Source organism: Streptomyces sp. NBC_00209 (genome assembly GCF_045206345.1).
GTDB lineage: Bacteria > Actinomycetota > Actinomycetes > Streptomycetales > Streptomycetaceae > Streptomyces.
Map to the genome: position 1 here is coordinate 5511860 of NZ_CP108121.1, position 25519 is coordinate 5537378.

Annotated in this window: 21 protein-coding genes and 2 pseudogenes; 13 read left to right on the forward strand and 10 right to left on the reverse strand. The window is 74.1% G+C overall.

All coding sequences use genetic code 11. The features are described 5' to 3' along the window. The first annotated feature begins 92 nt into the window (after positions 1-92). Positions 93-1829: a lytic transglycosylase domain-containing protein gene (locus OG867_RS25005; RefSeq protein ID WP_406288649.1), complete on the forward strand. Its 1737-nt coding sequence runs from the start codon at positions 93-95 to the stop codon at positions 1827-1829. Positions 1830-1888: 59 nt separating this feature from the next. Here OG867_RS25005 and hrpB read toward each other — a convergent pair whose 3' ends face one another. Both hrpB and OG867_RS25015 read right to left on the reverse strand, forming a co-directional pair. After that, the gene (gene hrpB, locus OG867_RS25010; RefSeq protein WP_406288651.1) at positions 1889-4390 is read right to left on the reverse strand and encodes an ATP-dependent helicase HrpB; all 2502 of its coding nucleotides are present in this window, start codon (positions 4388-4390) and stop codon (positions 1889-1891) included. Between the two features lie 61 nt (positions 4391-4451). Next, positions 4452-5252: a class I SAM-dependent methyltransferase gene (locus OG867_RS25015; protein WP_406291170.1), complete on the reverse strand. Its 801-nt coding sequence runs from the start codon at positions 5250-5252 to the stop codon at positions 4452-4454. A 408-nt stretch (positions 5253-5660) separates the two neighbouring features. On the opposite strand from OG867_RS25015, the gene rpsA reads away from it, so the two are divergent. From rpsA to OG867_RS25035, 4 genes are all read left to right on the forward strand, one after another. Beyond that, positions 5661-7172: a 30S ribosomal protein S1 gene (rpsA, locus tag OG867_RS25020; RefSeq protein ID WP_328899675.1), complete on the forward strand. Its 1512-nt coding sequence runs from the start codon at positions 5661-5663 to the stop codon at positions 7170-7172. Positions 7173-7340: 168 nt separating this feature from the next. After that, the gene (locus OG867_RS25025; protein ID WP_406288655.1) at positions 7341-8279 is read left to right on the forward strand and encodes a PAC2 family protein; all 939 of its coding nucleotides are present in this window, start codon (positions 7341-7343) and stop codon (positions 8277-8279) included. Positions 8280-8357: 78 nt separating this feature from the next. Continuing rightward, a complete protein-coding gene (gene coaE / locus OG867_RS25030) occupies positions 8358-8966 on the forward strand; it encodes a dephospho-CoA kinase (protein ID WP_406288658.1) in 609 nt (202 codons plus the stop codon). A 101-nt stretch (positions 8967-9067) separates the two neighbouring features. Beyond that, entirely contained in the window at positions 9068-9430 is a 363-nt protein-coding gene (locus OG867_RS25035; RefSeq protein ID WP_073968291.1) for a tetratricopeptide repeat protein, read from the forward strand. On the opposite strand, the gene OG867_RS25040 is transcribed toward OG867_RS25035, so the two are convergent. After that, positions 9427-9720 carry a DUF6343 family protein gene (locus tag OG867_RS25040; protein WP_328899672.1) on the reverse strand — a complete coding sequence of 98 codons (294 nt, stop codon included), beginning with the start codon at positions 9718-9720 and terminating at the stop codon, positions 9427-9429. The genes OG867_RS25035 and OG867_RS25040 overlap by 4 nt on opposite strands. Here OG867_RS25040 and OG867_RS25045 point away from each other — a divergent pair. Beyond that, positions 9719-9889, forward strand: coding sequence for a hypothetical protein (locus OG867_RS25045; protein ID WP_406288662.1), 171 nt, complete (start codon positions 9719-9721; stop codon positions 9887-9889). The genes OG867_RS25040 and OG867_RS25045 overlap by 2 nt on opposite strands. A 31-nt stretch (positions 9890-9920) precedes the next feature. On the opposite strand, the gene OG867_RS25050 is transcribed toward OG867_RS25045, so the two are convergent. The 3 genes from OG867_RS25050 to OG867_RS25060 are packed head-to-tail and all read right to left on the reverse strand — an operon-like array spanning position 9921 to position 13939. Further along, positions 9921-11003, reverse strand: coding sequence for a tyrosine-protein phosphatase (locus OG867_RS25050; RefSeq protein ID WP_406288664.1), 1083 nt, complete (start codon positions 11001-11003; stop codon positions 9921-9923). Between the two features lie 38 nt (positions 11004-11041). Beyond that, complete coding sequence (locus OG867_RS25055) at positions 11042-13033, reverse strand: hypothetical protein (protein WP_406288666.1); 1992 nt, start codon at positions 13031-13033, stop codon at positions 11042-11044. A gap of 3 nt (positions 13034-13036) precedes the next feature. Then, positions 13037-13939: an SGNH/GDSL hydrolase family protein gene (locus tag OG867_RS25060; protein ID WP_328899668.1), complete on the reverse strand. Its 903-nt coding sequence runs from the start codon at positions 13937-13939 to the stop codon at positions 13037-13039. 151 nt (positions 13940-14090) lie between these two features. Between OG867_RS25060 and OG867_RS25065 the strand changes: the two genes are divergently transcribed. Together OG867_RS25065 and OG867_RS25070 are read left to right on the forward strand one after the other, a co-directional pair. Continuing rightward, positions 14091-15344, forward strand: coding sequence for a PucR family transcriptional regulator (locus OG867_RS25065; RefSeq protein WP_406288669.1), 1254 nt, complete (start codon positions 14091-14093; stop codon positions 15342-15344). A 39-nt stretch (positions 15345-15383) separates the two neighbouring features. After that, positions 15384-15581, forward strand: a pseudogene (locus OG867_RS25070) (SAM-dependent methyltransferase); the annotation flags it as partial. A gap of 86 nt (positions 15582-15667) precedes the next feature. On the opposite strand, the gene OG867_RS25075 reads toward OG867_RS25070, so the two are convergent. Continuing rightward, positions 15668-16015: a hypothetical protein gene (locus tag OG867_RS25075; protein WP_328899667.1), complete on the reverse strand. Its 348-nt coding sequence runs from the start codon at positions 16013-16015 to the stop codon at positions 15668-15670. A gap of 237 nt (positions 16016-16252) precedes the next feature. On the opposite strand from OG867_RS25075, the gene OG867_RS25080 reads away from it, so the two are divergent. The 3 genes from OG867_RS25080 (at position 16253) to OG867_RS25090 (ending at position 21544) form a co-directional block, all read left to right on the forward strand. Continuing rightward, positions 16253-17155, forward strand: coding sequence for an SPFH domain-containing protein (locus OG867_RS25080; RefSeq protein ID WP_406288673.1), 903 nt, complete (start codon positions 16253-16255; stop codon positions 17153-17155). Positions 17156-17330: 175 nt separating this feature from the next. Next, positions 17331-20192: an SNF2-related protein gene (locus OG867_RS25085; protein WP_406288676.1), complete on the forward strand. Its 2862-nt coding sequence runs from the start codon at positions 17331-17333 to the stop codon at positions 20190-20192. After that, entirely contained in the window at positions 20189-21544 is a 1356-nt protein-coding gene (locus OG867_RS25090) for an SWIM zinc finger family protein (protein WP_406288679.1), read from the forward strand. Before OG867_RS25085 ends, OG867_RS25090 begins: the two co-directional genes overlap by 4 nt. 18 nt (positions 21545-21562) lie before the next feature. On the opposite strand, the gene OG867_RS25095 is transcribed toward OG867_RS25090, so the two are convergent. Continuing rightward, complete coding sequence (locus OG867_RS25095; protein WP_406288681.1) at positions 21563-21934, reverse strand: TetR-like C-terminal domain-containing protein; 372 nt, start codon at positions 21932-21934, stop codon at positions 21563-21565. Between the two features lie 80 nt (positions 21935-22014). After that, positions 22015-23647: pseudogene (locus OG867_RS25100) on the reverse strand (IS200/IS605 family accessory protein TnpB-related protein). A gap of 194 nt (positions 23648-23841) precedes the next feature. Between OG867_RS25100 and OG867_RS25105 the strand changes: the two are divergent. Further along, complete coding sequence (locus OG867_RS25105) at positions 23842-24075, forward strand: hypothetical protein (RefSeq protein ID WP_328899662.1); 234 nt, start codon at positions 23842-23844, stop codon at positions 24073-24075. Between the two features lie 51 nt (positions 24076-24126). Here OG867_RS25105 and OG867_RS25110 read toward each other — a convergent pair whose 3' ends face one another. After that, complete coding sequence (locus OG867_RS25110) at positions 24127-24657, reverse strand: DUF3574 domain-containing protein (RefSeq protein WP_406288685.1); 531 nt, start codon at positions 24655-24657, stop codon at positions 24127-24129. A 190-nt stretch (positions 24658-24847) separates the two neighbouring features. On the opposite strand from OG867_RS25110, the gene OG867_RS25115 reads away from it, so the two are divergent. Then, positions 24848-25498, forward strand: coding sequence for a helix-turn-helix domain-containing protein (locus OG867_RS25115; RefSeq protein WP_328899660.1), 651 nt, complete (start codon positions 24848-24850; stop codon positions 25496-25498). Positions 25499-25519: the final 21 nt, after the last annotated feature.

The window sequence follows — 25519 nt, forward strand, 5'->3', positions numbered from 1 at the left end:
CGCTGTGTGCGCGCCGCGGGAGTTGCCGTAGGGTCGCCTGAGTCCAGGCGCAGGGGAGCGCCGACAGCGACGAGGGGGAGGGCCCACACACCATGGCAGCGCAATTCGGTCGCCGACTGTACAGAGGAGCGGCCACCACCGCCGTGGCTGCCGTGGCCGTCGCGGCGCTTTCCGCCTCGCAGGCCCCCGGCGCCCCGTCCGCGGTCGTCGCGGCGGACGGCGACCAGCCGGCCGCGGGCTCCTCGACCCCCGCGGACCAGGGCGGCGGCGTCTCCGGCGACTCGCCGTACTACACGGACCTGCCGCCGCTGAACACCCCGGCCAAGCCCGGCGGTTCGGCCGACCTGCCGGTGACCGGCCCCGCCGAGTCCGGCATACCCGCCTCCGTCCTGGCGGCGTACAAGAAGGCCGAGCGGACCGTCGCGGGCACGGACGCGGCCTGCCGGCTGCCGTGGCAGCTGCTCGCCGCGATCGGCAAGGTCGAGTCCGGGCAGGCCCGCGGCGGCCGGGTCGACGCGCAGGGCACCACGCTCTCCCCGATCCTCGGCCCCGCCCTCGACGGCAACGGCTTCGCGCTGATCAAGGACACCGACAACGGTGCCTACGACGGGGACCGGACGCACGACCGGGCGGTCGGCCCGATGCAGTTCATCCCGTCCACCTGGGCGACCTGGGGCCAGGACGGCAACGGCGACGGCCGCAAGGACCCCAACAACGTCTACGACGCCGCGCTCGCCGCCGGGCGCTACCTCTGCGCCGGCGACCGCGACCTGTCGGCCGCCGCCGACGTGGACCGGGCGGTCCTGAGCTACAACCACTCCGACGTGTATCTGCGTACGGTCCGCTCCTGGTTCACGTACTACAACCGCGGCACGCACGAGGTCCCCGACGGCACCGGCGCCCTCCCGACCGGCCCCACCAGCCGGAACCCCGGCCCCAGTCGGCCGGACGGCGGCCCGTCGAGCACCCCGTCCCCGACGCCCCCGCCGTCCGAGACGCCGAAGCCGGGCGGTTCCACCGAGCCCACCGAGCCGTCCGAGCCGTCCGAGCCGTCCGCCGAGCCCTCGGGCCCGGCCGGGACGGCCAAGCCGCCGGCGCCGTCGCACACCCCGAAGCCGGCGCCCAGCCCGACGCACGTCGCGGCCTCGCTGGAGAAGGTGTCCTCCATCGACGACACCGCCATCGCCGGTGAGACCTTCGAGGGGCACGCAGGGGTGCGGGCGCGCAGCCTCCTCGGTGGCCCGGTGGCCAAGGAGGCCGTGACCTTCAGCATCACCGGCAACGCCGGTGTCACGTTCGAGGGCGGCCTCAGGACCGTCGTCGTCGTGACCGGAGCCGACGGCATCGCGACCGCCCCGGCCGTGCGCGCGGGCGAGAAGACCGGCGAGTTCCAGTTGGATGCCACTGCCCGAGGCGTTTCGAGGGTCTGGACCTTCTTCCGCGGTACGGTCACCTCCCGTCTGCCCGACACCCTTGTGCTGACCGGCACCCCGAAGCTGACCGCCGTCGCCGGTGAGACCTTCGAGGGCATCACGATCGCCGCCACCCACAAGGGCAAGGCCGTGGGCCGGGTCCCTGCCTACGCCTCCGTAGTCACCGACGGCCGCGACCCGGACGCGCCCGGCCAGGGCCCGTTCTGGACGAACGGCGCAGGCGACATCACCCGCAGCCTCGACGAGCTGCACACGGAGGCCGACGGCACCCTCAAGGTACCGACGTTCTACGCCGACGGGGCCGGTACGTACGTGCTGCGCGTCGCCACCGGCGGCGGCGCCACGCTCGACATCGAGCTGACCGTCGAGGCGCCCCCGGCCACCACCGGCTCCTGACGAGGCACACACCCGGGCAGCCCCTCCGCCGCCGGCCGGCCGAGGGGCTGCCCCCTGTTTCAGTCCCGCTTCAGGCGCGCCTTCGTGAACCGGGTCGCCTCCATCGTCGCCGGGTCCTCCGGCCACGGGTGCTTCGGGTAGCGGCCGCGCAGCTCAGCCCGGACCGCCTTGTAGCCGTCGCGCCAGAACGACGCCAGGTCCGCCGTCACCGCCGCCGGCCGCCCCGCGGGGGAGAGCAGGTGCACCAGGACCGGCACGCCCGCCACCTCCGGGGTCTCCTGGAGGCCGAACAGCTCCTGGACCTTCACCGCGAGCACCGGCTGGTCCCCGCCGTACTCCACCCGGATCCGCGAACCGCTCGGCACCTCGATCCGCTCCGGCGCCAGCTCGTCCAGCCGGACCGCCTCGCCCGTCGCCCACGGCAGCAGCCTCCGCAGCGCCTGCCCCGCGTCGATCGCGGCCAGGCCGGAGCGCCGCCGCGCCCGGGACAGCTCGGGCTCCAGCCAGGCCCCCGGGTCCGAGAGCAGCGCCTCGTCCGACACGTCCGGCCAGGGCTCACCCCGCACCCGGTGCAGGAAGGCCAGCCGCTCCCGCAGCTGCCCCGCGTCCCGGCTCCACCGCAGCAGCCCCGGGCCTTCCCGCCGCAGCCCCTCGACCAGGGCTTCGCGGACCAGCGCCGGATCGGGCTGCTTCAGCGGGCGCGCCGCCAGCTCGACCGCCCCCAGCCGCTCCACCCGGCGGGCCACCACGTCCCGGCCGTCCCAGCGGACCTCCTCGCCCGCGAACCGCAGCGGCCCCGCCGCCAGGAGCGCGGTGTCCTCATCGATGACGGCCGCCAGGCGCACCCGGGCGGACGCCGCGTGCGCGGGCCGGTCCGCGACCGCCACGGCCAGCCAGGGCGCCCCGCGCAGCCCGGAGCCCTCGCCCGGCTCCGCGCCCGTGCCCGACGCCATCAGGAACGCCCCGCCGCCCCGCGCCCGCGCCACCCGCTCCGGGAACGCCAGGGCCGCCACCAGCCCCACCGCCGCGTCGTCCGCGACGGTCCGCCCGCCGCCGTCGCCCTTGAGCGCGGACGACAGGCGCCGCACCTCCTGGCGCCAGCGCCCCGCGTAGGCGTCCTGGCCCCGGCGCGCGGTGCGCAGCGCGGCCGCCAGATCGTCCCCGTACGCGCGCGGCGGTTCCTCGCTCAGCAGCGCCACCACCTCGGCGGTCCGGCGCCCGCCCACCTCGGCCGCCCCGTCCAGCAGCGCCCGGGCCAGCCGGGGGTGCAGTCCGAGCCGGGACATCCGCACGCCCCGTTCGGTGACCCGGCCGTCCGGCCCCACCGCGCCGACCGCGCCGAGGACCTCGCGCGCGGCGGCCATCGCCCCCTCCGGCGGCGCGTCGAGCAGCGCGAGCCCGGTGGCGTCCGGATCACCCCAGCAGGCCGCCTGGAGGGCGAACGCCGTCAGGTCGGCCACCCTGATCTCCGGGGCCGGGAACCGGGCGAGCCGGCCGTCCTCGGCCCGGTCCCAGCAGCGGTACACCGTCCCCGGCGCCTCGCGCCCCGCCCGGCCCGCGCGCTGCCGGCCCGCCGCCTGCGACGCCCGTACGGTGGCCAGCGCGCTCAGCCCCCGGGCGTGATCGGTGCGCGGCTCCCGGGCGAGCCCCGAGTCGACCACCGTCCGCACCCCGGGGACCGTCAGCGACGACTCGGCCACCGAGGTCGCCAGGACCACCCGCCGTCCCTCCGAGGACCCGGCCAGCACCGCGTCCTGCACGGCGGCCGGGGCCCGACCGTGCACCTGGAGCACCTCGGCCGCCACACCCGCGAGCTGCCCGGCCACCCGGCCGATCTCGCCGACGCCGGGCAGGAAGCACAGCACGTCGCCGTCCCGCTCGGCGAGCGCCCGCCGTACCACGGAGGCGACATGGCCCAGCAGCGCCGGGTCGACCCGCATCCCGTGCGGCGGCCGCACCGGCACGGACGGCGGGGCCCACACCACCTCCACCGGGTGCGACACGCCCCGCGCCTCGACCACCGGGGCGTCCCCGAGCAGCCGCGCCCAGCCCTCCGCGTCCGTCGTCGCGGACGCCGCCACCAGGCGCAGGTCGGGGCGGAGCGCGGCGCGCACGTCCAGCAGGAACGCGGCCACCGTGTCCGCGTCGAGATGGCGCTCGTGGCACTCGTCGATGATCACCGCGTCCACCCCGGCCAGCTCCTGGTCGCGCTGCAACCGCTGGAGCAGCACGCCGGTGGTGACGACCTCCACCACGGTGTCCGGGCCCACCACCCGCTCGCCGCGCACGGTGAACCCGACGCGCTCCCCGGCCCGCTCGCCCAGCAGCCACGCCATCCGCCGGGCCGCCGCGCGGGCGGCGATCCGGCGCGGCTCGGCGACGACGACCCGGCGTACCGGGCCCCCGCCGGTCAGCCCGGCCAGGGCGAGCGGGACGAGGGTGGTCTTGCCGGTGCCGGGGGGTGCGCACAGCACCGCGGTCCCGTGGTCGTCCAGTGCCTGCCGGAGGGCGGGGACGGCGGTGCGGACGGGCAGCCGGTCGAGGGCGTCGGTGCGGATCACGCCCCCAGTCTCGTACGAAGGGCGCCCGCGCCCTGATCCGGCCTGATCCAAAGGAAAGGCCCTAGTCCCGTACGCAGACGAAGATCGCGGTCCCCGGGATCAGGTTGCCGCGCAGCGGGGACCAGCCGCCCCACTCCTGGTCGTTCCAGGCGGGCCACTCCGGCTCGACCAGGTCCACCAGCCGGAAGCCGCCCGCGACCACGTCCCGGATCCGGTCGCCCAGCGTGCGGTGGTGCTCGACGTAGACCGCGTCGCCGTGCTCGTCCTGCTCGACGTAGGGCGTGCGGTCGAAGTAGGAGGCCGCGACCGACAGGCCCTCCGGGCCCGGCTCGTCGGGGAAGGCCCAGCGAAGGGGGTGCGTCACGGAGAAGACCCAGCGGCCGCCGGGGCGCAGCACCCGGCGGACCTCGCGGAAGACCTGGACCGGGTCGGCGACGAAGGGCACCGCGCCGTAGGCGGAGCAGGCCAGGTCGAAGGAGGCGGTGCGGAACGGCAGCCGTCCGGCGTCCGCCTCGACCAGCGGGACGTCCTCGCCGATGCGCCGGGCGTGCTGGAGCTGGCGGTGGGAGAGGTCCAGGGCGACGGGGCGGGCGCCCTGCGCGGCCAGCCAGCGGGAGCACTGCGCCGCGCCGGCGCCGATCTCCAGGACGTCGAGCCCCTTCAGGGCGGCGGCGGGGCCCAGCAGCCCGGCCGTCTCCTCGTCCAGGCCCTCGGGGCCCCAGACGAAGCGGTCGTCGCCGAGGAAGGCGCCGTGGTCGCTCTGGTACTCGTCGGCGTTGCGGTCCCACCAGCCCCGGCTGGCCCGGCTGCTCTCGGCGGTCCCGGCGCTGCGGCGGGTCGCCTCGGGTTCGGCGGCGTACATCTCTTGGCTCATCGTGTCCGTCGTTGTAGTTTGCCTTCACCCCGCCGTACGCGGTACGTACCAAGGGGGCCTGCGCAGCGCTGTACCGGTGTGTCCGGACGTTGCCGGACACGATCTGGCCTCGGGGAACCCGAGTTGTGCCGGATATGGGGCTTTCCGTCCGCGGTGTCCGCCTTCGCGCATTGACCGTGCCCTGCTGCCCCCGTATGCTACAAGTTGCGCTGCGAGCCTGCGCTCCTCAGACCTAGCAGGCCGCGCTCGCATCTGTTGCTAGTCCCCTCGGTTCACGAGGCGCCTTCCGGTCACGGAATGGGCGCTTACCGGGCTGTCCGGCTTAGGCAGAGGCGATACGGGCTTTCGGCGTAGCAGTACCTACGACTCACTGTCCGTACCGGAGCCCTTTCCCACATGACGAGCAGCACCGAGACCACCGCCACCACTCCGCAGGTTGCGGTCAACGACATCGGCGACGCGGACGCGTTCCTCGCGGCGATCGACGAGACGATCAAGTACTTCAACGACGGCGACATCGTTGACGGTGTCATCGTCAAGGTTGACCGGGACGAGGTTCTCCTCGACATCGGTTACAAGACCGAAGGTGTCATCCCGAGCCGCGAGCTCTCGATCAAGCACGACGTCGACCCGAATGAGGTCGTCAAGGTCGGTGACGAGATCGAGGCCCTGGTTCTCCAGAAGGAGGACAAGGAAGGCCGCCTGATCCTCTCGAAGAAGCGCGCTCAGTACGAGCGTGCCTGGGGCACCATCGAGAAGATCAAGGAAGAGGACGGCATCGTCACCGGTACCGTCATCGAGGTCGTCAAGGGTGGTCTCATCCTCGACATCGGCCTCCGTGGCTTCCTCCCGGCGTCGCTCGTCGAGATGCGTCGTGTCCGCGACCTCCAGCCTTACGTGGGCAAGGAGCTCGAGGCCAAGATCATCGAGCTGGACAAGAACCGCAACAACGTGGTCCTGTCCCGCCGCGCCTGGCTCGAGCAGACCCAGTCCGAGGTCCGCCAGACGTTCCTCACGACCCTCCAGAAGGGTCAGGTCCGCTCCGGCGTCGTCTCCTCGATCGTCAACTTCGGTGCCTTCGTGGACCTGGGTGGCGTCGACGGTCTGGTGCACGTCTCCGAGCTGTCCTGGAAGCACATCGACCACCCCTCCGAGGTTGTCGAGGTCGGCCAAGAGGTCACCGTCGAGGTTCTCGACGTCGACATGGACCGCGAGCGCGTCTCGCTGTCGCTCAAGGCGACGCAGGAAGACCCGTGGCAGCAGTTCGCCCGTACGCACCAGATCGGGCAGGTCGTCCCCGGTAAGGTCACCAAGCTCGTTCCGTTCGGTGCGTTCGTCCGCGTGGACGAGGGCATCGAGGGCCTGGTCCACATCTCCGAGCTGGCCGAGCGCCACGTGGAGATCCCGGAGCAGGTCGTCCAGGTCAACGACGAGATCTTCGTCAAGGTCATCGACATCGACCTTGAGCGCCGTCGCATCAGCCTCTCGCTGAAGCAGGCCAACGAGGCGTTCGGCGGCGACCCGGCCTCGGTCGAGTTCGACCCGACCCTGTACGGCATGGCCGCGTCCTACGACGACCAGGGCAACTACATCTACCCCGAGGGCTTCGACCCCGAGACCAACGACTGGCTCGAGGGCTTCGAGTCCCAGCGCGAGGTCTGGGAGACGCAGTACGCCGAGGCGCAGCAGCGCTTCGAGCAGCACCAGGCCCAGGTCATCAAGTCCCGCGAGGCCGACGAGGCCGCTGCTGCCGAGGGCGCTGCCGCCCCCGCCGGCAACGCCCCGGCCGCCTCGGGCGGCAGTGGCGGCGGCTCCTACTCCTCGGAGTCCGCGGACAACTCCGGCGCCCTGGCGTCGGACGAGGCCCTGGCCGCGCTCCGCGAGAAGCTGGCGGGCGGCCAGAGCTGACGCTCTGTCCCTCCGGCCGGTCATCGGCTGCGGTAGGTAAGTGACCGTGAGGCCCGCTCCCTTCGGGGAGCGGGCCTCACGTGTTTCCGGCGTGAAAGAGCGCGTACGGGGAATGACCGGGGTACCCCGGGGCGTTCTTCTCCAGGAACACAAGGAGGAGCGGTAACCGTGCCTGATCCGCAGAGTTTGTACGAATGGGAGCCGAAGGGCCTGGCTGTGGTCGACATGGCGCTCGCCCAGGAGTCGGCCGGCCTGGTCATGCTCTACCACTTCGAGGGCTACATCGACGCGGGTGAGACCGGCGAGCAGATCGTTGACGGCCTGCTCGAATCGCTGCCGCACCAGGTCGTGGCCCGCTTCGACCACGACCGCCTGATCGACTACCGCGCACGGCGTCCGCTGCTGACGTTCAAGCGCGACCGCTGGGCGGCGTACGAGACACCCGCCCTGGAGGTCCGCGTCGTCCAGGACGCCACGGGCGCGCCGTTCCTGCTGCTGTCCGGGCCCGAGCCCGACGTGGAGTGGGAGAGGTTCGCCGCCGCCGTCGAGGAGGTGGTCGAGCGCCTGGGCGTCCGCCTCGCGGTCAACTTCCACGGCATCCCGATGGGTGTCCCGCACACCCGCCCCGTCGGCATCACCCCGCACGGCAACCGCACCGACCTCACGCCCGGCCACCGCAGCCCCTTCGAGGAGGCGCAGGTCCCCGGCTCCGCCGAGGCGCTGGTCGAGTACCGGCTGATGGAGGCGGGCCACGACGTGCTCGGCGTCGCCGCCCATGTGCCGCACTACGTCGCCCGCTCCTCCTACCCGGACGCGGCGCTCACCGCGCTGGAGGCGATCACGGCCGCGACCGGCCTGGTCCTGCCGTCCGTCGCGCACGCCCTGCGCACCGAGGCGCACCGCACCCAGACGGAGATCGACCGCCAGATCGGCCAGGGCGACGAGGAACTGGTCTCGCTGGTCGAGGGCCTTGAGCACCAGTACGACGCGGTCGCGGGTGCGGAGACCCGGGGCAACCTGGTCGCCGAACCGGCTGACCTGCCGTCGGCCGACGAGATCGGCCTCGAATTCGAGAAGTTCCTCGCCGAACGCGAGGGCGACGTCTGAGCGTCGCGCCGCTCTCGTGCCCGCTGCCCATGGCCCCGCCTGTCGGGGCGGCGGGCAGCGGGCACTAGGCTGCCGGGCATGCTGAGAGTGGGCCTGACCGGGGGCATCGGAGCCGGTAAGAGCGAAGTGTCCCGGCTGCTCGTCGGCCACGGTGCCGTGCTCATCGACTCGGACCGCATCGCCCGCGAGGTGGTCGAGCCAGGCACCCCCGGACTCGCCGCCGTGACCGAGGAGTTCGGCCCCGGCATCCTGACCCCCGACGGCACCCTGGACCGGCCCGCGCTCGGCGCGATCGTCTTCGCCGACCCGGACCGCCTGGCCGCGCTCAACGCGATCGTCCACCCCCTGGTCCGCGACCGCTCCGCCGAACTGGAGAAGGCCGCGGGGCCGGACTCCGTGGTCGTCCACGACGTCCCCCTCCTCACCGAGAACGGCCTCGCCCCCCTCTACGACCTGGTCATCGTGGTCGACGCCGCCCCGGAGACCCAGCTCGACCGGCTCGTCCGGCTGCGTGGCATGACCGAGGGGGACGCCCGCGCCCGGATGGCCGCCCAGGCCACCCGCGAGCAGCGGCGCGCCGTCGCCGACCTGGTCATCGACAACGACGGACCGGTCGAGGAGCTGGCGGCCCGGGTCCGCGAGGTCTGGGCGGAGCTGGCGCGCCGGGCGGCGGCGGAGACCGGCTGAGCCGGGTCCGTACCGCATCGCCGGCCGGGCCCGTCGCCGTACCGGAATACCCGCAGCCGCCCCCGTGTTGACCTCGGGACGGACCAGAGAAGGATGCCACCGTGCCCGAGAGGACCCCGGAAACCGACGTCATCGACTTCCGAGCGGCCGAGCAGCTGCTCGCCGCGCGCGATCCCCGGGGCGCCGTGCGGCTGCTCGACTCGGTGATCGCCGCCCACCCCGAGAACACCGCCGCCCGGCTGCTGCGCGCCCGCGCCTTCTTCGCGGCGGCGCAGCTGCGCCCCGCCGAGCTGGAATTCGAGCTGGTGCTTGAGCGCGAACCGGACAACGCCTTCGCACACTTCGCCCTCGCCCGCACCTTCGAACGCTCCGGCCACCCCGAGCGGGCCACCCGCCACTTCCGGCTGGCGGCCGCGCTCGACCCGAAGCCGGAGTATCTGCGGGCCGCCCGCTTCGAGGACTAGGGGGTGCCCGGCGGCGGGCCCTGGCCGCCGTGCGGGCCGTGGTCGGGGTCGTACGGGGGGATGGAGCGGCCCGGCTGGTAGTGCGCGCCCTGGCGCAGCCGGTGCACGACCACGCACAGGTCCACCAGGACCAGGACGAGCAGCACCCCGCAGACGGCGGCCCAGCCGGTGCGGCCGTTCACGGCGAAGGCCGTCACGCCGAAGACGGCCCAGGCCAGGCCCCATAGACTCAGCCAGAGCCGCATCCGCAGCGGACTGCGGGCGGTCGTCGGTTCATTGCCGGTACGCATGGCATCGCCTCCCTACCAGCATGGACCCGCGGCCGGACAGGTGCGGTGCGGGAGGGCGGGGGCCGACGGTGACGGGTACGGCGGGGTGATCGCCGAGGTGGCCGACGACCTGTGCCCGGAGTTCGAGCACGCCGTCGGGTGGCCGCCGGACCACTGCCCGGGCTGCTGAGCGCCGGAGGGCGCGGCGGCCGGGTGCGCGGTCAGCCGGTCAGCAGCTTCGCCCGCAGCGCCGCCACGGTCGCCGCGTCGAGCTTCAGCCCCTCACGTACGTACGTGTCGAAGTCGCCGTAGATCTGGTCCACCTCGGCGTACGCGGCGCGCAGCCAGCTCAGCTCCACGGCCTGTGGGTCGCCGGTGTACTGGTTGCTGGCCAGGAAGTCCGCCTCCACCGTGGCCCGGGGGACACCGAGCAGGGTGAGCAGGACGGCCGTGCCCCAGCCGGTGCGGTCCTTGCCCGCGCTGCAGTGGAAGACCGTGGCGCCGGAGGTGTTCGTGGCGACGGCCGTGACGAGGTCGTGGAAGGCGTAGTCCGCTCCCACGAAGTTGACCATGAACGGGTAGCCGATGGACTGGCCGAGGTCCGAGGAGCCGGAGAAGAGCCCGGCGGCGATGGCCTCCGCCAGGGTCATCAGGGCCGAGTCGTGGAAGCGGATGCCGTGCGCGAGCGAGACGACGTCCGCGACCTGGTAGCGCACCCCGGCGGGCAGCCGGTCCGGGTCGTCGTGGCGCTCCTGGGCGTTGCGCAGGTCCACGTCGAGCGTCAGCTTCTGGGAGACCAGCCGCTGCTGGTCGGCGTCGGTGAGACCGCTCAGCTTGTTGGAGCGGTAGACCAGGCCCGGGCGCACCCAGTGCCCGTCCGTGGTGCGGTAGCCGCCGATGTCCCGGAAGTTGCGGGCCGAGGCCAGGCCGAGCGAGCGGTCGGCGACGACGAGCGGGCTGCCGCTGTCCGGGACCAGCCGGAAGTACCAGCGCCCGGCCTCCGGGAGGGTGCCCGGGGCGACGGTCAGCGAGCCGGTGCCGGGGGCCGTGCCGAGCGCGGTGCCGGTGGTGGCGTCGGGCGAGGTGACGGCGGTGACGGTCACCGATCCGGCGGGCGAGGCCCAGGACAGGGTGTGGCCGCCGTCGGCGGTACGGGTGGCGGTGGCCGCCGTGAACGGGACGGCGGACTGCGCGACGGAGGACGAAGCGGTCGTGGGCGGCGCGGCGAGGGCGGCCGGGGCCATGACCGTACCGGTGAGAAGGGCGGTGGCGAGGACGGCTCCGGCGATGCGGTGCGTACGCATGGTGCTCCTTGTCGTGACCCTGCGGGGCAGGGGAGGCGTCAGGAGGTCGGTGTGGCGGTGCACGGGGTGGTGCCGCAGACATTGATGACCCGCCCGGTGGTCAGGAAGGTGGCCTTCTGCTGACGTGCGGCGGACGAGTTGCGGGGATCTTCGTGCGGGTCGTGCCCGTACGCGGGTCCGGCGGGCGGCGTGTTGGTGACCGGGGGTGTGGGCGTACCGCTGTCCCAGACGGTCATCGCCGAACCCCGGTAGGGCAGTTGGTGCGGGCCGATGCGCCGGATGCCCCAGTACGGGACGGTGTCGGGGCTGCGGCCCGCGGCGAGCGCGGGGGTGAGCAGCCGGGCGCCGATGGTGCGCGCCTCCACGTCGGCCGCCGCGTTCGCGACCTGGTGGTCGCCGTACGCGAGGTGCATCAGGACCTGGTGGCGGTCGGTGAGGTGGTTGGCGTACGCGTTGGTCTCGCCCCGGTCCCAGACCATCTGGAAGAGCTGGAGGACCAGTTGCTGGTGCAGCTTGTCCGGGTAGGCGGCGTCCAGGACCTGCTGGAACGGGGCGAAGTCGGCGCTGCGGTTGAGGAGCAGGCCGTAGTTCATGCCGGTGACGCCGAGCACCCCGCGCCGGATGTCGGTGGAGGCGGCGACGAGCGCGCCGCCGAGGATGCCGCCCTGGCTGTTCCCGTCGTACGCGAGTCCGTGCCGGGTGTCCACGAGCGGACGCCCGTCGGCGGTGCGGAACGCCGGGTCGGCGGTCAGGCCCTGGGCGTGGATCAGGGCGCGGCCGAGGAACAGGGCGTTGAGGATGCCCTGTTCGCTGCGCTCGGGGACGGCCGGGAAGAGGCTCGGGTCGGCGAGTGCGGCCAGCACGACGGGGATGTCGTCCTTGGCCATGCCGATCCAGTCCGTCGCGCAGAACGTGAAGTCGTGCTCGGCGGCCATGTCCTTGACGTTGCCCGCGCCGACCTCGTTGCGTGAACCGAGCAGCCCGTGCCCGTAGAGCGAGGGGTGCGACGGCCCGCGGAAGGCGGCGCGCGGGATCTCGCAGCGGAACGCGGCGGTCTGGGTGCTGCCCGGAAGCGCGCGCGGGGCGCCGTTCCGGTCCCGGTTCAGCACCGCGCCGGGCGGCCCGCCGGGGGCGTCCAGATAGCCCGGGACGCTGATCTCGCCGGTGACCTCGCGGGCGATCCGGGTGTCCTGCTCCTCGGTGAAGTCGGTGACCCCGGTGACCGTGAAGGCGGGCGCGCGGTCGCCGAGCCCGCGGAACGCGTCGTCGCGGAGGGTGAACAGGTCGCCGGTGAGGCTGCGCGTCGAGGCGACCGTGAAGTCCCAGGCGAGGTTGAGTCCCTGGGGGGAGACGCCCGCCCGGCGCAGCGCGGACAGCCCGGGCCGCAGCCGGTCCTGGCGGGTGCGCAGCGGATCGTGTGCGGGCAGCCGTCTCCCGGCGACGGCGGCGAAGGGGGCGGCGGCCGGAATCGTACGGCCCGACCCGTCCTTGAGGTGGCGCAGCGCCACGGCGTAGTGGTGGCCGTCCTCGAAGTTGCGGGCCGGGTGGATCAGCAGGGCCCGGCGCGCGGGGTCGGTGGCGTTGCTGTCCGGCTCCGCCCAGTACGGCCACCGCTCACCGGTCGTGGTGTCCAGCAGGACGATGGGCGCGTCCCGGTCCAGGGACCGGCCGATGTCGGTGAGCGGGGCCGCGCCGGTCCTGGCCAGGTCGAGCCCCGGGACCTGGGCGATCAGCGTGGAGCCGGGGGAGAAGCCGTCGGACCGGTTCCAGGCGGCCGGGTCGACGGTCTGCCCGGTCGCGGGCCGGGGCAGCGCCGAGGTGTCGAAGGCCACCCGGCGGCCCGTGTCGGTGCGCGGGTCCGGCCGGGTGTACCAGTCGTTGGGGAACGGCAGCAGGCACTCGGCGGGTGCCAGCGGGTCGCAGCCCCGCGCCGGGGAGGGGCCCGCCGGGGCCGCGTGGGCGGGCGGGGCGAGGAGCGCGGCCGTGCCGAGCGCCACCGCGAGCAGTCCGTCGAGCATCCGCTGCCGCACGGCTCAGCTCCCCTGGAGGTGGGCGCCGATGATGCGCGCGTAGGCGGCCTCGCCCCGCTGGTTCGGGTGCAACGGGGCAGCCGACGCGGTCGGCACGTACCCCTCGACCCACTTGTCGGACGGGGCCTGGCAGGCGTCGTGGCCCTTGCTCGGCGTGGCGACGTCGATGTACTCGGCACCGTGCGCGGCGCTCTGCTCGGCGATGACCGCGTTCATCCGGTTCACGCTGCCCTGGAGGAAGTCCGCGTCGACCGGCAGCACGGGCTGCAGCGGCCAGCAGCCGCCCGGCTTGATGTAGAGCCCGTACCCCGTCACGAGGACCCTGGCGTGCGGCGAGCGCTGGTGGATTCCGTCCAGTACGGCTCCGAGGCGCGGCGCGAAGGCGGCGATCCGCTGCGCCACCTGGTCGACCCCGCCCTCGGTCAGCTTGTCCTTGCACGGGGTCGCGGTCGGGTCGAGCTGCATGCAGTCCTGCGCGATGCCGACGAGACCGGCGTCGTTGCCGCCGATGGTGAGGGTCACCAGGCCGGTGTCGGCGCGCAGCGCGTCGAACTGGGGTGCCGCCGAGCCCATCGGCACGTCGAGCAGCGACAGCGACTGCTTCTCCGTCATGTGCTTGGACTGGGCCCCGCTGCAGGTGACGTCGCGCAGCGAGGCGCCGATGCTCGCCGCCAGCTCGTGCGCGTAGTTGTGCGTGGATCGGCCGCAGGCCAGCGGTCCCGTGATGCCCGGGATGAGCGGTCCCGAGGCCATCGAGTCGCCGAGGGCCACGTACTGCACGGGGGCGTCGGCGCTCGCCGCCCAGGCGCCGGACGCGGTGGTTCCGACGGCCAGGGAAGCCAGGGCGGCGGCGGTGGCGGCTCCTCTGGCAGTACGACAGAACGTCTTGTTCCGGAACGAGTTCATGACGACCTCCGGTGCGCTATGAGTGGGGGCATGGCGGGTGTCGCCGGTCATCATGCAGACTCGAACGCCGTCGTTTAACTGGTGGGTAACGCAGACTTCGCCGGGGGCTTTTGTGACGCGTGACAATGAACGGACAGCTGGACAGGGGCCGTTGGCCATCGCCGGACGCCCGGTGGCGGTCCGGTTGCGGGCCCGCGTTCCCGCCCTGACCACCCGGGTGGTCGCCCGTCTTCTCAGTGACCTGCCGGTCTACGCGGAGCTGCCGCACGAGGAGATCGCGGGCGATATCGCGGACATCGTCCAGCACAATCTGCGGCTCTTCGCGGACGTCCTCGAACACCGCAGGGCCGCCACCGACGGCGAACTCGCCCAGCAGCGCGACTCGGCGGCCCAGCGCGCCGAGGAGGGCGTGCCGCTGGACGCCATCCTCACCGCCTACCAGGTGGGCGTCGCGATGTGCTGGGAGGAGACCGCGCAGGACGCCGGGCCCGGGGACCTGCCCGCCGTGCTGGAGATCATGGACCGCATCCTCGTCCTCCAGCAGCAGCTGACCTCGGCGGTGAGCGGCGCCTATCTGGAGGCCCGGCAGATCCTGGACAGCCAGGAGCACGGCGGCCGGCACGCGCTGATGGCCGCGCTGCTGACCGGTGAGGACCTGGACGGCTTCACCCGCCGCACCGGCCTGCGCCCGGCCGCCCGCTATCTGACGATGGCGCTCGCGCTGGCCCCGCACCCGGACGAGACGGGGCCGGGCCTGCCGCAGGGTCCCGGGGCCGGTACCGCGTCCGGCCCCGGTTCCGGGGCGGGCGCGGGCGTGGCCGCCCGGCGGAAGATACGGCGCATCCGGACGGCCCTCGACCGGTTCGCCGGGACGCCCGCGCTGACCGCCCTGGACGCGTCCGGCGGCACCGTGCTGCTGCCCGTCGCGGAGCCGCCGCGGTGGGACGGGCCCGGCGGGCTGTGCGACCTGATCGCCGAGGCGACCCGGGCGGCGGGGGTCCCCGTGACGGCCGCGGCCGAGACCGCGGCACCGGACGGGGTGCCCGCGGCGGTGGCCCGTAACGGGGAGATCGTGGACCTGGTGGCCCGCACCGGCCGGGCCCCCGGCCTCTACCGGCTGGCCGACGTGCTCCTGGAGTACCAGCTGAGCAGGCCCAGCGAGGCGCTGCGCGGGCTCGCGGGGCTGTTGAGCCCGCTGGACGCCAAGCCGGAGCTGCTGCACACGTTGGAGACGTACCTCGGACACGGCCTCGACCGCCGGGCCGCGGCGGCGGCGCTGCACGTCCACCCCAACACCGTCGACTACCGCATCCGCCGCATCGACCGCCTCACCGGCCTCTCCCCGGCCCGCCCGGCCGACCTCCAGCACCTGAGCGCGGCCCTGGTGGCGCGCCGCTCCGTCTGAGGCCGGGAACGCCTGCGGCCGTACGGTCGTTCGGTGGGTATGAGCGCACAGCTGGTACGTGAGGGTTGCTCAGGGACGGGGCCGGGCGCGATCACCCCGGACGGCTGCGCGGTGGAGGTGTACACCCGGCTGCCCGTGGGCGACGAACCGGACGTGATCGAGGCGGCCGTCCCCGCCGGTGCGCACATCCTGGAACTGGGCTGCTGGGTGGGCCGGGTGACGCACCCGCTGATCGAGGAGCGGCCGGGCTGAAGGTGGACCGCTATCCCACGGACGACGGCATCTGGGTGCGGGCCGTGCCCGTGTAGCGGCCGCCCGGGCGGTCAGTGGATGGTGCTGAAGCTGCGCCAGGGGCGCGCGTTCGGCGCGTTGACGTCGGAGAAGGTGGTGGCGACGTACGTCGTGCCCTTGCCGGTGCAGTCGGGCGTCCGGTACAGCACGATGTCGACCAGGGTCTCGTTGGCCACCGCCTTCGCGCCGGCCGGGGCGAGCCGGTGGCAGCCCTTGACCGAGGGGCTGTTCACCTCGACCACGGCGTCCCGCTCGGTGGTGTAGATGACCGGGCCGACCGCGGTCCGGCCGAGGCCCGAACAGCCTGCGACGGTGAGGGTCAGGAACACGGCCTGGGCGGCGATGCCGAGCCGGCGGCGTCGGCGGTCGATCACGGGCATGGGCGGATCCTCGTCTGTCTCGTCACCACGCACACCGCGGGTGTACGTGCCGGTGCCGCTCACCCTGCCCGCTTCCCCGGGCCCCGGCATCCGGGAAGCGGCCGGGCGGGGGAGCGCGACCGCGCCCGGCGTACCTGCGGAGGTTCGACCCGGAGCAGAACTGGGCATATCGTGGTAATAGCGCACGAATGCGTGCGGTGCCGATTGTCGGGCTGTCCCGGCTGGCAGGGGGCCGTCATGGTCCAGGACCTCTTGATCGCGTTGGTCGTGGTGGCGCTCGCGGGCGCCCTCTACACGGCGGCGGCCGCCAGGGTCGTCAGGCAGTACGAACGGGGCGTGGTCCTCAGACTGGGCCGGCTCCGCGACGAGGTGCGCCCGCCGGGGTTCACGATGGTGCTGCCCGGCTTCGACCGGCTGCGCAAGGTCAACATGCAGATCGTGACCATGCCCGTGCCGGCCCAGGACGGGATCACCCGGGACAACGTCACGGTCCGGGTGGACGCCGTCATCTACTTCAAGGTGGTCGACCCGGCGAGCGCGGTCGTGGAGGTCGAGGACTACCGCTTCGCGGTCTCGCAGATGGCTCAGACGTCACTGCGTTCCATCATCGGCAAGAGCGACCTGGACGACCTCCTCTCCAACCGGGAGAAGCTGAACCAGGGCCTGGAGCTGATGATCGACAGCCCCGCGGTCGGCTGGGGTGTCCAGATCGACCGGGTCGAGATCAAGGACGTCTCGCTGCCGGAGACCATGAAACGCTCCATGGCCCGCCAGGCCGAGGCCGACCGTGAACGGCGCGCCCGGGTCATCAACGCGGACGCGGAGCTCCAGGCGTCCAAGAAGCTGGCCGAGGCGGCGTCGCAGATGTCCACCCAGCCCGCCGCGCTCCAGCTGCGACTGCTCCAGACCGTGGTGGCCGTGGCGGCCGAGAAGAACTCCACACTGGTGCTGCCGTTCCCGGTGGAGCTGCTGCGGTTCCTGGAACGGGCCCAGCAGCAGGGGGCGCCGGGGGCGCCCGCCCCCGAGGCCGGGCAGGCGCCGGACACCGGCACGCCCTCGCCTCCGGCCGCCTCCTCCGAGGACCCGGGCACGCAGGCCCCGAGTCCGTCCCCCTCCGCCGAGCCGTACGCCCACCACTGACCGGCCCGCGCGGCCGCTCCCCGGCCGCCGTCCGACCCGTACGAGCTGCGGGGACGGCGGCGGCCGGGCCCTTGTCCGGGTCTTTGTCAGACCCCCCGCCTAGACTCGCCGGACAGAGGGACCGGTACGGACGATCCGTGCTGACCAGGGACGAAGCGCGTGAGGGGAGGGACCGGTGAGCACCGCACCGCCGCCGCAGGACGCGGACGACAGCCGCCTGCCGCGCTGCGCCGCCGTCTTCCTGCCCGGTACGCCGCCGCGCCGGGGCCGCGTCGCCTTCTGGGACCCGCTCGATGCCCCGCTCCCCGGGACCGAAAGCGCCCGGAGCGAGGAGATCACGGTCGTCCGGCCGTACGGCGCCGGGGGCGAGGTCCGCCCGCAGGCCGTGCCCGCGCTCCTGTTCACCGTCGCCGACGCCCTGCCCCTGCTCGCCCGCGCCCGCCACCTGCGCTCCGCCCACCCGGCCACCCGCGCCTGGGGCGCCGCCGCCCTGCACGCGCTGCACCTGGTGGCCGGCGGCCGCATGCTCCCCGGGCTGACCGCCGACGACCACGACGCCTGGCGGGCCGGCCCGCGCGACGCCGGGGACGTCGCCCACCTGCGCGCGGTGGCCGCCGCCCTGCCCTGGGAGGGGCACGCCGTCCCGCTGCCCGGCCCGACCCCGCCCCGGCTGCCCGAACCCGAGGCGCTGATCGGCGCCTTCCTCGACGCCGTCGCCGACACACTGCCCCGGACACCCGCCGCCGCGTTCGCCGTGGGCGCCCCCTTCGCGGCCGCCGAGCCCCAGCGCCTGCCCGGCGCCCGGGACTGGGCCGTCGAGGTCGCCTCGGGCCTGGACACCGGGGTCCGGGTGTCGCTCCGCCTGGACCTCTCCGCGTACGAACTCTTCGACACGACCGGCCCCGACGCGGCGACCGACGAGACCGCCCGGCACGCCGCGGCCGCCGTCACCCAGGTGCACAGCCTCGCCGACCCCACCTACGTGGTCGACGCCGCCGCCCTGTGGGCCGGTGAGGCGGGCGAGCCGTTCGGGCCCCGGGCGCGGGTCGACACCGCGCTCGCCCTGCGCCGCGCGGCCCGCGTCTGGGCCCCACTCGAACGGCTCCTGGACCAACCGGTCCCCGATGTGCTGGCCCTCGGCGAGGACGAGCTGTACGAGCTGCTCGGCGTCGCCGGGAGCCGGCTCGCCGCCGCCGGGGTGAGCGTCCACTGGCCCCGGGAGCTGGCCCGTACCCTCACCGCCGCCGCCGTGGTCAGGCCCGCGCCCGGCACGGCCACGGACGGCACCGCGTTCTTCGACGCCGAACAGCTCTTCTCGTTCGACTGGCAGCTCTCGCTCGGCGACGAGCGGCTCACCGAGGCCGAGATGGACGTGCTCGCCGAGGCCCACCGCCCCGTGGTGCGGCTGCGGGACCAGTGGGTCGTCGTGGACCCCGCGCTCGTCCGCAAGGCCCGCAAGCGGGAGCTGGGCCTGCTCGACCCGGTGGACGCCCTGGCCGTCGCCCTGACCGGCAGCGCCGAGGTGGACGGCGAGCAGGTCGAGGCGGTGCCCGCCGGGGCGCTCGCGGAGCTGCGCACCCGTCTCCTCACCGAGGACACCGCGCTCGCCCCGCCGCCCGGACTCCACGCCACGCTCCGGGACTACCAGCTGCGCGGCCTCGCCTGGCTGGACCGGATGACCTCCCTCGGCCTCGGCGGCTGCCTCGCCGACGACATGGGCCTCGGCAAGACGATCACCCTGATCGCCCTCCACCTCCACCGCGCCCACCCCGCGCCCACGCTGGTCATCTGCCCCGCCTCCCTGCTGGGCAACTGGCACCGCGAGATCAACCGCTTCGCCCCCGGCGTTGCCGTGCGCCGGTTCCACGGCACCGGCCGCACCCTCGCCGGGGCGGACCGGGGCTTCGTCCTCACCACGTACGGCACGATGCGCTCCAGCGCCGCCGAGCTGGCCGCCCACGGCTGGGGCCTGGTCGTCGCCGACGAGGCGCAGCACGTCAAGAACCCCCACTCCTCCACCGCGAAGGCCCTGCGCACCATCCCGTCCCCGGCGCGCGTCGCCCTCACCGGCACCCCCGTGGAGAACAACCTCTCCGAGCTGTGGGCGCTGCTCGACTGGACCACGCCCGGACTGCTCGGCCCGCTCAAGGCGTTCCGGGCCCGCCACGCCCGGATCGTGGAGAACACCGGCACGGCGGCCGGCCTCGGCAACGACGAGGCGGTGGAGCGGCTGTCCCGGCTCGTGCGGCCGTTCCTGCTGCGCCGCAAGAAGTCCGACCCCGGGATCGCGCCCGAGCTGCCGCCCAAGACGGAGACCGACCACCCCGTCTTCCTCACCCGCGAGCAGGCCACGCTGTACGAGGCCACGGTGCGCGAGACCATGGCGTACATCGAGGCGTCCGAGGGCATCGCCCGGCGCGGCCTGATCATGAAGCTGCTGGCCTCGCTCAAGCAGATCTGCAACCACCCCGCGCAGTATCTGAAGGAGGACGCCGCCCGGCTCACCGGGCGCTCCGGAAAGCTCGCCCTCCTGGACGAACTGCTCGACACGATCCTCGCCGAGGACGGCTCCGTGCTCGTCTTCACCCAGTACGTGACGATGGCCCGGCTGCTGTCCGCCCACCTGACCGCCCGCGCGGTCCCCTCGCAGCTCCTCCACGGCGGTACGCCGGTGGCCGAGCGGGAACGGATGGTGGACCGCTTCCAGTCCGGCGAGGTCCCGGTCTTCCTGCTCTCCCTCAAGGCGGCGGGCACCGGGCTCAACCTCACCCGGGCCGCCCATGTCATCCACTACGACCGCTGGTGGAACCCGGCGGTCGAGGAGCAGGCCACGGACCGGGCCTACCGCATCGGCCAGACCCAGCCCGTCCAGGTGCACCGGCTGATCGCCGAGGGCACGGTGGAGGACCGGATCGGCGAGATGCTGCTCGCCAAGCGGGCCCTTGCCGACGCCGTCCTCGGCAGCGGCGAGAGCGCGCTCACCGAGCTGAGCGACCGCGACCTGGCCGACCTCGTCTCCCTCCGGAGGCCGTCATGAGCCCCGCCCCCCGCCGCCCCGGCGCCGCCCGCCCCACGACCGGACCGCTCGCCGCCCGCCGGGACGCCGGCCGCGACATCCGCCCCGGCGCCCGCTCCCGCCCCGGCCCCGACGACCTGCGGCGCACCTTCGAGGCCGTCCCGGCGCGCACGTCCGGCGAGGGCGAGCCGTTCGCGGAGAGCTGGTGGGGCCGGGCCTGGGTGGCGGCGCTCGAATCCCTGTCGATGGACGGCCCGCGCCTCGCCCGGGGCCGGGACTACGCGGACGGCGGCCACGTCGCCGCGATCACCGTCACCCCGGGGCACGTCGTCGCGTACGTGCACGGCAGCCGCCCCCGCCCGTACCGCGCGGAGCTGCGGCCGCGCACCTTCACCGACCCCGACTGGGACACCCTGCTCGACGCGGTCGCCGCCCGCCCCGGCCACCTCGCCGCGCTGCTCGCCAAGGAGATGCCGCACTCCCTGGCCGAGACCGCGACCGCCGCCGGGATGACCCTGCTGCCCGCCCCGGGCGACCTCGACCCCGCCTGCACCTGCCCCGACCGAGGCAGGCCCTGCAAGCACGTCGCCGCCCTCAGTTACCAGATGGCCCTCCTGCTGGACGCCGACCCGTTCGTCCTGCTCCTGCTGCGCGGCCGGGGCGAGCGCGAACTCCTTGAGGAGCTGGGCCGGCGCAACGCGGCACACTCCGCCCGGGAGCGGCCCCCCGCCCCCGACACCCCGTCCGTCCCCGCCGAAGAGGCGCTGGCCGGCCGATTCCTGCCCCCGCTGCCCGCGCCCTTCCCCGTCGATCCGCACCCGGGCCGCCCGCCCGCCTACCCCGTCCTCCCCGGCGCCCGGGACCCGCTCGCCCTGGACCAGCTCGCCACCGACGCGGCAGCCCGCGCCCACGCCCTGCTGACCACCGGCCACGACCCGCTCGCCGGGCTCACCACCTGGCAGGACGCCGTCCGTCTCGCCGCCGCCGGACCCACCGCCGGGCTCACCGCGACGACCCGCGCCCTCTACCGGGAGCTGGCCTCCGCCACCGGCCGCAACACCACGGACCTGGCCCGCGCCGTGGCCGCCTGGCGGCAGGGCGAGGCCGAGGGTCTCGCGGTCCTGGAGACCCCGTGGGACCCCCCGGCCGGCCCGTTCGACCGCGCCCGCCCGGCCCTCGCCGCCGCCGGCTACCCCCGCTTCCAGCCCTGGCGCAACCACCTCACGCACCCCGGCGGCGCCCTCCAGCTCCGCTTCGGCCGCGACGGCCGCTGGTACGGCTACGAGTCGGACCCGGGCCAGGACGAGTGGTGGCCGCGCGCCGCCCCGGACCACGACCCGGTCGGCGCCCTCCTGGAACTGACCGGCGGCTGAAGCGTCGCGAGGCCCCGCTCAGCCGGTCCCGGGCAGCACCCCGTCGACCACGGCGGCGGCGAACCCGGGCGGTACGGGCTCGTTCCTGAGCACCGCCCGCACCCACACGGCCCCGGCGATCAGGTCGAGCAGCAGCTTCGGGTCGGCCCCCGGAGGCAGCTCGCCGCGTGCGGCGGCCCGGGCGAACACCGGCTGCTCGCGCGCGAACCGGTCCGCGAAGAAGTCCCGGGCCAGCGCGGCGAGCTCGTCGTCGGCCAGCCCCGTCCCCGAGGCCAGGGCCCGCACGACCGCCCGCGTCCGTACGCCGGTGACCAGGGCGGCCACTTGCTCCGTGAGGGCGATCAGGTCTCCGCGCAGCGAACCGGTGTCGGGGATGTCGATGTCCAGCACCCGGGCCCGGAGCAGCGCCGCCCGCAGCAGCGCCGCCTTCGACGGCCACCAGCGGTAGATCGTCGTCTTGTTGACCGTTCCTAGTCAGTGAGCAGGAGTGGGTCTTGGACCCACATCCTGCTCACTGCGGACATCCCGAACGGTTTTGGGTGTCCTGGTTGCCCGCGTTCTCGCCGCGTCCGGTGGCACGGATCGTGTCCGTGGTCCGGGAATGCGGGGGCGGGTTCCCTCACGCCCAGGGCCACGCCGGTCGGCCTGGACGGTCCGATGCCCGTGCACATCGCTCTGGTGCGCACGGGGCGGTGTCGTCCGACGCCGGATCGGGTGTCCGAGGGCGCGTCGCCCGATCGCGACACCGGCGGCATCGTGACGGGACATCTTCCGGCGGGGCGTGGTCAGCGGCTTCTGCCAGTGCTGACCACCCCACACCGAGGTGTAGGCCGGGTCGACCGCGATGATCGCCAAGCTCTGTTCGGCGGCCATGGAGACAAGGCGGGCCTTGAGCCTGCCGGTGGGCATACCGGAGATCAACTGCCTGAAACGCTTCCGGCGACCGTGCTTCTCCCGCGTCTTCTCCGCACCGAAGTCCAGATCCTCGATGGCGATCACGGTGACGCCGGTCCGGCGGGCCCAGTGCAGGAGGCGAGTGAGGGCGTGGCGGACCTGCGCGTCACGATGTGCGGCCGTTCCGGACAGGTCGTACGGAAAGCGCTGCGGTTCGCCAACCGGGTTGCCGTGGAGGTCGAGGCGGTAGGCAGCGAAGTGGTCGGCGTTGGTGTCCACCCCGATCACACCCCCGACCCTCGCCGCCTCCAACGGGACGGTCCGCACGACCGGTCGCTGCCAGGACGCCGTCAGGTACCAACGCCCCCGGCCGGTGTCGTAGTGGATGCGGTAGGCCACAGCACGGTTGCCTTCGACGCGGTCGGCCCACTCCACACCCCGGTGCGCAAACCCGACCGTGGGAGTGAGGGTGTAGCGGCCGTGTGCGCTGTTGGCGAGGTGAGCCAAGGGGGCGGGGAGCTTGATGCTGACCTGCCCCTCCGGAGTGACGCGGATCGTCTCGTTCCCGTACCGCTTGCCCGACTCGCCGTCCGCCGCCAGGAACCACCGCTCAGCCTCCCACCGCCCCCGCCACTCCTCCTCGCTCAGTCCGGCCTCGGCGAGGTGATGGCGGGTGTTCAACAGGCGCTTCCCGCCCCGCACGACCCGGACCCGTCCTGCCCGCCAGTCCGCAACAGCGGCAGCGAGCCGGTCCTCCAAGGCTGTGAGACGGCGGGACTTGTGAAACCACTCACCCCGGGACCTGTAACCACCCGGCGCACGCTTCGTGCCCTTGGCCCCGACCGGGAGCGACAACCGGTGCCGCAGGGTCCTGATCCCGGCCTCCAGCGAACGGATGTGCGCGGCCAGGCACCGCCGGGCCAGCGCCCATTGATCATGCGACGCCTTCGTGATCGCCCCAGCGATCCGCGACGACGACACCCCCGTCAACCCACGCTTACGCGAAGCCCACGACTCAGCAGTGTGATTCAGGCCGTCCGCACACCGCGCCTTCAGATCCCGCGACGCCAGCCCACCCTGATACGCGCCGACAGCCCGCAACACCCGCTCGTCCTGTTCGGTCAGGTACGTGAGACGGTCCCGCACCGCCACCCCGGACGGTCCGGGCACCACGAACGACGCCGCCACATCCCTCACCGCGCCCACCATCGCACCCCCACCGGCCCAGCCCGTCCCCCAGCACAACGAGCAACCATCCACCAGGTCACCCATTCGATCCCAGAACCCACATCCCCACGCCGTCCACCCGCACCACCCTGCTCACTCCCATGCACGACGACTCACTCACACGCACTCCACACACAGCAGTTCAGAACCCCCGCCTCCTGGGCGACGGCCTCGATGTGAGTCCCGCGTGCCCGCGCTCGGCGAGCAGCCGCAGCGCGGCGTCGAAGATCGCCTCGCCGACCGTGGTCATTCCGTACTCGCTCTGGGCGCTGCGCCGGTTGCGGGCGGCGGGCATCCCGGTCGGCGGCGCCCGGGAGACCGCGGCCGGACTGGCGCTCCTCCCGGTCGCCGTGGCGGGCGCGCACGCGGCGGCCAGGGTGCTGGCCCGGCCCGGTACGACCGGTGCGTGACGCGACCGGGCCGGCCCGGGCCCGTACCACTGGCGCGGGAACGGGCCGCGCTCAGAAGTCCGCCGTCACCCGCTCCTCCAGCCGGCCCACCGAGTCCTGCGCGTACTCCTTCTCGTACGCGTCGCGGATGCGCTCGATCTGGCGGCCGCGCAGCCGGGCCTCGGAGGCCGGGTAGAGCAGGGTCAGCTCGTAGCTGCGCTCGTGTTCGATGACGCCGTGGGAGTCGCGCCACTGGCCCCGGCCGTCCTGGAGGGTCAGCCCGTTCGGGAAGCGCGGGGTGACCTCCTCGTCGATGAACGCGAGGAACTGCCGGTCGGTCACCACCGCCCCGCCGTCCGGGCGTTCGGTGCCGAAGAGCAGCCGGGTCTCGATGTAGTCCTTCCCCCGTACGGCCCCCGCCACCGCCGGGCGGGGCTCCGGCGAGGCGCCCGAGCCGAGGGTGGCGTACGCGACGGGCGTGCCCACCGCCAGGACGGCGAGCCCCGCCGTGGCGGCGACGAGCGCGGTCCGCCGGCGCGGGCGGCGGTTGTCGGGGGAGCCGGCCGGCTCGCTCGCGGCGGCGGTGCGGAACAGGAGAGGCATGGGGGAGCCCTTCGGTCCGGATACGGGGAGAGGCGCGCGGACGCGCGGGCCTCACTGTCGCAAGCGGGCCCCGACGGCCCCTGCCGGACAAGGGGTGCCACAGGGATTCCACCCGAACGGGCGGGAGCGCACGGACGCGTCGGGCGCCCCCTCTATTGACAGAATTCTATCGAGAGAACACTCTCATTGCATGGCGCAGTCGAAAGAATCCGCACAGCGAGCCCATCGAGCACCTGCCCCGGCCGAGGCGGAGGCCCGGCCGGCCGGTACCGACGAGGCCGATGAGCAGGTCTTCGCTCCCGAAGGCCCCCGCCGCCTCACCGATCCGGCCTCCATGCGGGCGCTCTCGCATCCCGTGCGGCTCGCGCTCATCGAAGCCCTCAGCGTCCAGGGGCCGTTGACGGCGACCCAGGCGGGGCAGCTGATCGGCGAGTCCCCCACCACCTGCTCGTTCCACTTTCGCCAGCTCGCGAAGTACGGCTTCGTGGAGGAGGCCGGACCCATGCCCGGCCGCTCCCGTCCATGGCGGGTCACCCGGCTCGGCTGGTCCATGGAGAGTGATCCCGACGACGAGACGTCCGCCGGGCGGGAGCGCGACCTGGCGGTCCGGCATCTCGGTGACCTGGCCCTGGAGCGCCAACTCGAACGCCATCGGGCACACGGGCGGAAAAGCGAGCGGACGCACACGATTTGGTGGGTCACCCCGGACGAGGCGGACGAACTCCAGGGAGAGATCGACACGTTGGTCATGCGCTACCGGGACAGGCTTCACGACCCCGCGTCGAGGCCGGCGGACGCCAGGCCGGTGGAGGTGGTGATCCTCACCCATCCGTTCGCCTGAACACACCGCCAGCACCGAACG

Excerpts from the sequence above, each read along its gene's own strand:
- OG867_RS25005 (WP_406288649.1), top strand. The coding sequence starts at position 93 with ATGGCAGCGCAATTCGGTCGCCGACTGTACAGAGGAGCGGCCACCACC.
- OG867_RS25015 (WP_406291170.1), bottom strand. The coding sequence starts at position 5,252 with ATGTACGCCGCCGAACCCGAGGCGACCCGCCGCAGCGCCGGGACCGCC.
- rpsA (WP_328899675.1), top strand. The coding sequence starts at position 5,661 with ATGACGAGCAGCACCGAGACCACCGCCACCACTCCGCAGGTTGCGGTC.
- coaE (WP_406288658.1), top strand. The coding sequence starts at position 8,358 with ATGCTGAGAGTGGGCCTGACCGGGGGCATCGGAGCCGGTAAGAGCGAA.
- OG867_RS25045 (WP_406288662.1), top strand. The coding sequence starts at position 9,719 with ATGGCATCGCCTCCCTACCAGCATGGACCCGCGGCCGGACAGGTGCGG.
- OG867_RS25040 (WP_328899672.1), bottom strand. The coding sequence starts at position 9,720 with ATGCGTACCGGCAATGAACCGACGACCGCCCGCAGTCCGCTGCGGATG.
- OG867_RS25050 (WP_406288664.1), bottom strand. The coding sequence starts at position 11,003 with ATGCGTACGCACCGCATCGCCGGAGCCGTCCTCGCCACCGCCCTTCTC.
- OG867_RS25060 (WP_328899668.1), bottom strand. The coding sequence starts at position 13,939 with ATGAACTCGTTCCGGAACAAGACGTTCTGTCGTACTGCCAGAGGAGCC.
- OG867_RS25075 (WP_328899667.1), bottom strand. The coding sequence starts at position 16,015 with ATGCCCGTGATCGACCGCCGACGCCGCCGGCTCGGCATCGCCGCCCAG.
- OG867_RS25080 (WP_406288673.1), top strand. The coding sequence starts at position 16,253 with ATGGTCCAGGACCTCTTGATCGCGTTGGTCGTGGTGGCGCTCGCGGGC.
- OG867_RS25090 (WP_406288679.1), top strand. The coding sequence starts at position 20,189 with ATGAGCCCCGCCCCCCGCCGCCCCGGCGCCGCCCGCCCCACGACCGGA.
- OG867_RS25110 (WP_406288685.1), bottom strand. The coding sequence starts at position 24,657 with ATGCCTCTCCTGTTCCGCACCGCCGCCGCGAGCGAGCCGGCCGGCTCC.
- OG867_RS25115 (WP_328899660.1), top strand. The coding sequence starts at position 24,848 with ATGGCGCAGTCGAAAGAATCCGCACAGCGAGCCCATCGAGCACCTGCC.